Source organism: Vibrio zhanjiangensis (genome assembly GCF_030161235.1).
Classification (GTDB): Bacteria; Pseudomonadota; Gammaproteobacteria; order Enterobacterales; family Vibrionaceae; genus Vibrio; species Vibrio zhanjiangensis.
In genome coordinates, this window is sequence record NZ_BSPW01000024.1 from 258,756 (window position 1) to 265,838 (window position 7,083).

The window sequence follows — 7,083 nt, forward strand, 5'->3', positions numbered from 1 at the left end:
CCCAAAAACCAGATAAAGAATAATGCTAACTCAATAACTAGCGAACAACATTTATAGTTAAGAAAGTAATATAAAGAACAATCTCACCATTAGTCTCTGAAACAATCAAAAATTGGCGCACTGGCGCGTGCATTTACTGATGTATTGGTTATTTTTATCGGTGTTTAAGTAGATTAAACTCACATTGTTTGTCATTCACAGTTTTAATAACTGGTTGTAAATCCTGTATTACTGATTAATTGGGTAGAATACGCCGCATTAAAAAGTGACGTATGGATGTAACTGTGACTTATAGAGTAATACGGCTAACTGAACTGATGACGCATGAGTTTGCGCAAGTCGAAGGGGACATTGAAAGATTAACTGAAAAGGCAGTCGGCACTGTTGTCCCGCATGGGATGAATTTCTCTCACTTTAAAGATAAGCTCAAAAGCGGTGAATTGGCGCTATTGACGGATTCGCCTGCAAAGCCTGTGATGCAAAGAGATGGAACAGGCAAAACATGGCGTTTAACCACTGAAGGGCAACAAGCCTTATTACCTGAAGCAAAAAATGCTTTCCTCTCTAGAGCTAACGTGTCTAGGGGAGCGGCAGGTAGGTCAGCAGTTTCGAGTAGCGCTGCCTATGCACCAAGCATCGATGACATTTATGTTCCAGAGCCGGTCAAACCGGACACTTCTGATGCGCCGCCCAAGCTTAAATACGAATATTGTTTTGAAATCGCTTGCTCCGATGAAACGCTTAAAAAGAGTGTAGGCTGCGCGTTTCAACTGGCTAAGACCAAACAAGAGGCGATGATTGCTCGCTGGCAAAAAGAATCCACTGAGCACGGCACCAAATACATTGCTCACACGGCCTTTGATGAGCCGAAGAAATTAGTGGTTAAAGTGGCTGATTATTCCATGGGTATCAGCCTACCTGACAATGTTCAAGTGAACCCAATAGGCTCTGGTGTGGTTCAAGAAGCCTTTATCCCTGTGGTTCCATCCGTCCAGTTAGGGGAGCGTTTAGGCCTGCCTACCGAAGGCTACTACTACCATTTTTACAATAACCGATTAGTGCAAGAGTATAAGCTGCTTGGTGAGGGGAAATGGGCATTTTACGCCACCTGTTCTACTCATGAAAACTTAAATGATGAACAGGGCTACAATCGCCTGCAAAATGCGATTTTAGTTTATTGGAAGCTAGCAGGCCAAGAAGTTGAAAGCCAGAGCCTGATTTATCTTGAGCAGCAAATTACGCGAGAACAGCTAGATAACCTCAATGATGACTGGATTTCAGAGCACGGTATCAAGCTGGATACTCAAGAATTGCTCGCAGCGCCAAAACAGTCTGTCGCTGAGCGTCCAGCCGCGAAACCTGAGCAATCGTTTGAACCAGAAACCGCGCTGCCGCCTCTCTCACCTTGCATCTACAACTGCGCCGCGAACACTCATTACGATTACTCAGAATTATTGATTTCAGGAACGCAGTTTAAAGCAATCAATAGCGAGAAATTGTTTGGCAAAGAAGTGTCTGTTGCCAACTTAACTACAATCACAACCGCGTCCAAAGCAACTGATTATGGTAAGGCGGCTTTATTCGCGATTCCTGCCAATTCTGCGACGACCAACCTAGGTATTCTTAGCACTAGTACCAGCAATACCCTAGGGACATGGTCAATTTCAGGAGAAGTATTGGCTGGTTTTGCGCGGATGGGGGGCTTTTTAGTCGCTGCCTTATGGCCTTCTCTGCCGGGAGATAGCACCTTAACGGGGAACTCAGATTTTGCCACCAGTGACGCCAAGACCATGCGTGTACGTTTCAATATGTACCAAGATGAAAATGGCAAACAGCAGGTGGTGGGCATTAAAACGGGTGAAGGCAGTCCATATGGTGGTCTGGTCGCAAAGCGTGAGGCCGTTCAGCAAGGGCAAAATTTTGTTGCTCAGTTAGACAATGGCATTAGTATAACGTGGACACCCGATGGCTCAACGGATAGGCTAACACCCGATACGGTATTACCCGAAAATGATCAGCTCGATGTTCACAATATTTGGGTGCGCCCAATTGAAGAACATCAGCAAGAAATAGGTACAATTCTCTATCCTGAGGAAGATCTCGCTGAATATCTAGTGACTTTCCCAGCGGATTCAGGATTGCCACCTCTTTACCTAGTTTTCCGGAAAACAGCGCGTGATGAGTCTGGGGTAGTCACTGGGAGCGGGGAAGATGTCACAGGTATATGGCTGGAGAAAGCTAGTGAAGGGCTAGGGGCACCAGTTCCATCACAAATTGCGGATAAGCTTAGAGGTAAAGAGTTCAGCAGCTTTGATGCGTTTAGAGAAGCATTTTGGAGTGCGATTGCAGAAGACTCGTCTCTTTTAAGTCAATTTAGTCGCTCTAATCAGAGACTAATTAAGAGGGGATGTGCTCCATTCTCAATCCCAGAAGATCAAGTTGGTGGAAGACAAAGATATGAAATTCACCATAAAGAAGAAATACAGTATGGTGGCAAAGTGTATGATATAGATAATCTATGCATTGTAACACCCAAAAGGCATATAGATATACATAGAGGCTCGTAATATGGAATTGAAAGACCAACTGCAAGACTACACTGAATCCGAGTTTTATCGATTACTTGAAGATTTTTTTGAAGACACTGATACAAATGATTTACCAAATCATGAATACGATAAACATATCTCCAAGTTAGCAGAACATTTTGCAAATATCGTTGACCATCCTGAAGGAAATGGGTTGATATTCCACCCTACTGCTGAAAGAGAAGACTCACCTCGTGGTGTTATCGAAGAGATAAAGAGTTGGTATAAAAAACAAGGAATTCAGTGTTTTAAAAATTAGAAATAGCTATAGGAATGATGTATCTGATTATGCAGTTGAAGCTTTCGATATCCAATTACACCGAAGTTGAGTTTTTTCAATTAGTTAATAGGATTTGTGTTGACGATTATTCTACTGAACAAGAACATATCGATGCGGTTTTACATTTTGAAAAAATGACAGGCCACCCAGACGGCTCTGACCTAATTTATTACCCAAATACTCCTGAAGATGGGACACCAGAAAATATTGTTAGGATTGTCAAAGAATGGCGTTTGTCTCAGGGGTTACCTTGTTTTAAGAGTTAGCTCTCTTTAATTACAGTAAGCGTATACGTTCACACAGATTCGTCGAGGCAAAAGCAATGGGAAGCCTATTAGCTTCCCATTATGGCTTTTAGTTACCCAGGCAGGAAGATGGGTCAAGTCTTTCTTGTGCTCTTCCTAATCTTATCCGTAATCTAGCCAATTCCGTTAAACCGTATCATGTCCAATTCGTAAGTACATCCTACTTTAGCCGAGTTTGCCCTCGAAGATAGCAACTAAAATTGTCACTTAGAGCGTTTTGATAGTCAAAATAACTATTTGGCTGATTAATGTATAAAAATGCCTTATAGGAGGTTATAACTTACTGAAACTATTGGTATCATCGCCTTTATTTTCGTGTGGGAGAACTGAAATGCGATATGAATCTTTCCCATATGCCCCTGAAGAAAGGCAAGAAACCACAAGAGAAAGAGCGGAGCGTCAACGTCAAGAACGCAGAGCGGAACTAACTTACACCGCTAAGGATTATCAACGCTGGGCTGAAAACAGAGAGCGCGTTCTTGCTGAGCGTAAATTGGCTGAAGAGTGGAAACCTGTAGAGGGCAACTTCCCATTATTGGTCTATCAAACACAAAACAAAATGGATGATTTTGATGCGCCTGACATGACTTTTGGTGATGAGACCAAAGAGGAAATTGAACAATATGGTTTAATGACTCCTTTTGAAGATAATTCCATAAATTTACCTTTCACAGATATTGCTGTTTTTGGTGAAGACCAATTTACTTTGCCTGTAAGTGAACATTTCGAGCGTATGCGTAGTTTGGCAAATGATGTTGCTTTAGGGATTGGCTTTTCAACAAAAGGAGAAACTAAAGATATCTTTTTTGAAATGGTCGATAAGTTTGAGCGTAACGAGGGCGGTTATTACAGTAACCCATCGTTAACTAGTGCACTAAAGGAGCACGAAACAACCGCTAATTTTCATCAGGCTCTAAAAAAGTGTTTAGAAGAGAGTCTTAAAAACGGTAAGTTACCCGATGATATTCTTGGTATTTCAAGCCAATACATGATGTCTTCAAAAGGTAAACCTTTACCTCGGTTCTTAGTTGGAAGTCCTATTAAGTTAGACCCTCATCCTAACCTTTCCGATGGAACGGTTTTATCAGTTCACGGTATTTGGTCAATGAAGGTTTATGTGGAAATGCTTGAATATAAAGGAAGACAAGTTAGAGGGAAGTTTAGGTACGAGATTCAAGACCATTTTGGCTTAGATGTTAGAGATATCGATCATAATTCATTTGATGATGTCAAAGAAAATGACGGCAAGCCTTATGAATGGTTAGAGGGTTTCAGGTCTTGGTATATTTTACAGCATTATAAAGGCTATGGAATCAAACCTTTTATAACTGAAATAAGTTTCGAATTATGATTAAATATATTAAATTTATTTTTTTATTTATACCTCTTTATTGCTATGTCTTAGTTTGGGATAGCATGGTTTTACATTTGGGTATTCCAAGGTTGAATAGTGATTATAATTATCCGGCATGGGTAGAAGATATTATTGGTCCTATTTTATTACTTGTTGTAATGCCTTTAAGTTTCTTTGTAGGCTCTGCATATACAGCCTACAAAAAACTTTGGTGGTGGTTTGCTGCTTATATGATCCTTGGCTTTGGTTTTTGGGTTTACTTGCGTATTTAGGATGATTGTTATCTTTACTATAAAACTCCACTATTTTAGTTTAATGAAAGTCTATTGAGGTAAGGAATGTGGTTCATAGATATACTTTACTTTTTATTCCTTTGATATGGTTTTTATATCTATGGCTCACTATTGCTTTTGGTTTTGAACTGCATATTAATGGTCTGTTTTATGATTCTTTTCCTCACCCCGAAGATCCTCCTTCTATAGGGCTTCTTCCAAGTTCTTTAATACCATTCTTGATGTTTATTGGAACGCCGATTATGTTTTTTATCGGTTCAATATACACAGTGTGTAAAAAGCTTTGGTGGTGGTTTGCAGCTTATATGATCCTTGGCTTTGGTTTTTGGGTTTACTTGCGTATTTAGGATGATTGTTATCTTTACTATAAAACTCCACTATTTTAGTTTAATGAACCTATACCGCTAAAGATGAGAAACGCTGAGCTGAAAACAGAGAGCGCGTTCTTGCTGAGCGTAAATTGGCTGAAGAGTGGAAACCTGTAGGTGGTAACTTCCCATTATTGGTCTAAAGATATCTTTTTTGAAATGGTCGATAAGTTTGAGCGTAACGAGGGCGGTTATTACAGTAATCCATCGTTAACTAGTGCACTAAAGGAGCACGAAACAACCGCTAATTTTCATCAGGCTCTAAAAAAGTGTTTAGAAGAGAGTCTTAAAAATGGTAAGTTACCCGATGATATTATTGGTATTTCGAGTCAATACATGATGTCTTCAAAAGGTAAACCGCTACCACAATTTTTGGTTGGGGATATTTTAGATCCTCATAAGAACCTTTTTGATGGAACAGTTCTTAATGTTCATGGCATTTGGTCTATGCGTGTTTATGTTGAACAACTTGAATACAAAGGAAGTCAAATTCGAGGTTTTTTTAAGTATGAAGTTCAAGATTATTTCGGTTTAGATAAAAAAGATATCAATAACAATCCAATGAATGGAGATAAGCCTTTTGAGTTAATTAGCGGTTTTCGTTCTTGGTATTTGCTTCAACATTTTAAAGGATATGGATACAAACCATTTATCACAAAAATGGATTTTTCTTTATGATGACTTTTATTCGCTATTCACTTTTGTTGTTGCCCTTATGTTGGTATATTTTGATTTGGGATAGCATGGTTTTTAATGGAAACATCCCAAGACCAGCTATAAATAATTACCCACCTTGGGTGGATGGGTTATTGGTTCCGATCTTTTGGCTTATAATTACTCCTTTAAGTTTTTTTATCGGTTCGCTATATACAGCCTACAAAAAACTTTGGTGGTGGTTTGCAGCTTATATGATCCTTGGCTTTGGTTTTTGGGTTTACCTGCGTATTTAGGATGATTATTATCTTTGCAACAAACCCCAGCACTGCTGGGGTTTGTTGTATTTGGTTCTTAAACTTTCCTCAATCCTCATAAATCCGGTGCGAGGACTGGGCCAAGTGTCCAGCTGATGGCTTTGCCGTTGAGCTCATTTAACACTTTGATGTTGTTTGTATCGTCGGCAAGCTGGTAGCCTTTACTGAGCAAAGCATGCTGATAGGCAGCGGCAAAGCAGTTGGCATAAACATGAGGTGTGTACAGGTAATGTGATTTACCTTGCTCTACATCTGACCATTGTTGGGAGCAGAAATCTCTGCCGACTGCCTCAAGGTTACTTAGGCTAAAAGTATCGTTTATTCCAAGTTCAGAGCCAGTATAAAAGAAGCTGCTGATGGCATAAAAAGCTGAGTTTTTCTCTGGCCTTGATGTGCCTGTGTTGACACTATGGACGCGGTTTATCAGCGGTTCAATTTTTGCTGCGCATTCATCAAACTCTCCAGTTCCTTTTAGACCGTTGGGTAACGGGTAGTTTTTGGGAAAACATGCAGATTGGTTGAGGTATTGGCTGATTGCCAAGTTTTGACCGAGACCAAGATAGCTGGTCGAAGAAAGGGTGAACTCTTGATTACCTACCGCAACCTTGAAAAGCTTATCTCCGGTTTGGCTTGCATAAGTTATTTGGGTCGACGCGCCGCCTAGATCCATGATGCCCGTGGTTTTTTGATTGTGGATAAACGAGCCATTAATATAGTTGGCGGTTAGCCAAGCATATGCCCCTTCTACTTGGCCCGTGATTGTTTTAACCTTTATGTCGGCTTTTGGAAAACGTTTGGCAAGAGCCTCTTGGATTCGCTGGTTGACCCAGTTTCTTTGTGTAGCAGAAATGGTTCGCATCCCTGCATATTTCGGAGCATTCCGATCAGTTATTTCGGGATTATCCGATCACCCATTTCGGTTTA

General features: G+C 40.4%; 9 protein-coding genes. 8 read left to right on the top strand and 1 reads right to left on the bottom strand.

Annotated features, from left to right (window positions below; translation table 11 throughout):
* Nucleotides 1–272 precede the first annotated feature (272 nt).
* The 8 genes from QQK21_RS07920 (at nt 273) to QQK21_RS07955 (ending at nt 6,138) form a co-directional block, all read left to right on the top strand.
* Complete coding sequence (locus QQK21_RS07920) at nt 273–2,567, top strand: S-type pyocin domain-containing protein (RefSeq protein ID WP_284191653.1); 2,295 nt, start codon at nt 273–275, stop codon at nt 2,565–2,567.
* Between the two features lies 1 nt (nt 2,568).
* Nucleotides 2,569–2,847 carry a bacteriocin immunity protein gene (locus tag QQK21_RS07925; RefSeq protein ID WP_284191654.1) on the top strand — a complete coding sequence of 93 codons (279 nt, stop codon included), beginning with the start codon at nt 2,569–2,571 and terminating at the stop codon, nt 2,845–2,847.
* Between the two features lie 14 nt (nt 2,848–2,861).
* Nucleotides 2,862–3,134, top strand: coding sequence for a bacteriocin immunity protein (locus tag QQK21_RS07930; RefSeq protein WP_284191655.1), 273 nt, complete (start codon nt 2,862–2,864; stop codon nt 3,132–3,134).
* Nucleotides 3,135–3,504: 370 nt separating this feature from the next.
* Nucleotides 3,505–4,524 (top strand): DUF3289 family protein, encoded by a 1,020-nt coding sequence (locus QQK21_RS07935; protein ID WP_284191656.1) that lies wholly within the window; start codon nt 3,505–3,507, stop codon nt 4,522–4,524.
* Entirely contained in the window at nt 4,521–4,799 is a 279-nt protein-coding gene (locus QQK21_RS07940; protein WP_284191657.1) for a hypothetical protein, read from the top strand. The genes QQK21_RS07935 and QQK21_RS07940 overlap by 4 nt, the downstream gene beginning before the upstream one ends.
* A gap of 68 nt (nt 4,800–4,867) precedes the next feature.
* Nucleotides 4,868–5,167, top strand: a complete 300-nt coding sequence (locus QQK21_RS07945; protein WP_284191658.1) for a hypothetical protein — start codon at nt 4,868–4,870, stop codon at nt 5,165–5,167.
* Nucleotides 5,168–5,305: 138 nt separating this feature from the next.
* A complete protein-coding gene (locus QQK21_RS07950) occupies nt 5,306–5,866 on the top strand; it encodes a DUF3289 family protein (RefSeq protein ID WP_284191659.1) in 561 nt (186 codons plus the stop codon).
* Nucleotides 5,863–6,138 carry a hypothetical protein gene (locus tag QQK21_RS07955; protein ID WP_284191660.1) on the top strand — a complete coding sequence of 92 codons (276 nt, stop codon included), beginning with the start codon at nt 5,863–5,865 and terminating at the stop codon, nt 6,136–6,138. Before QQK21_RS07950 ends, QQK21_RS07955 begins: the two co-directional genes overlap by 4 nt.
* A 76-nt stretch (nt 6,139–6,214) precedes the next feature.
* On the opposite strand, the gene QQK21_RS07960 is transcribed toward QQK21_RS07955, so the two are convergent.
* A complete protein-coding gene (locus QQK21_RS07960) occupies nt 6,215–7,018 on the bottom strand; it encodes an acetate and sugar kinases/Hsc70/actin family protein (protein ID WP_284191661.1) in 804 nt (267 codons plus the stop codon).
* Nucleotides 7,019–7,083: the final 65 nt, after the last annotated feature.

What these genes read in the sequence shown, in the direction of transcription:
- QQK21_RS07960 (WP_284191661.1), bottom strand. Translation starts at nt 7,018, where the DNA reads ATGCGAACCATTTCTGCTACACAAAGAAACTGGGTCAACCAGCGAATC.
- QQK21_RS07925 (WP_284191654.1), top strand. Translation starts at nt 2,569, where the DNA reads ATGGAATTGAAAGACCAACTGCAAGACTACACTGAATCCGAGTTTTAT.
- QQK21_RS07935 (WP_284191656.1), top strand. Translation starts at nt 3,505, where the DNA reads ATGCGATATGAATCTTTCCCATATGCCCCTGAAGAAAGGCAAGAAACC.
- QQK21_RS07955 (WP_284191660.1), top strand. Translation starts at nt 5,863, where the DNA reads ATGATGACTTTTATTCGCTATTCACTTTTGTTGTTGCCCTTATGTTGG.
- QQK21_RS07940 (WP_284191657.1), top strand. Translation starts at nt 4,521, where the DNA reads ATGATTAAATATATTAAATTTATTTTTTTATTTATACCTCTTTATTGC.
- QQK21_RS07920 (WP_284191653.1), top strand. Translation starts at nt 273, where the DNA reads ATGGATGTAACTGTGACTTATAGAGTAATACGGCTAACTGAACTGATG.
- QQK21_RS07930 (WP_284191655.1), top strand. Translation starts at nt 2,862, where the DNA reads ATGATGTATCTGATTATGCAGTTGAAGCTTTCGATATCCAATTACACC.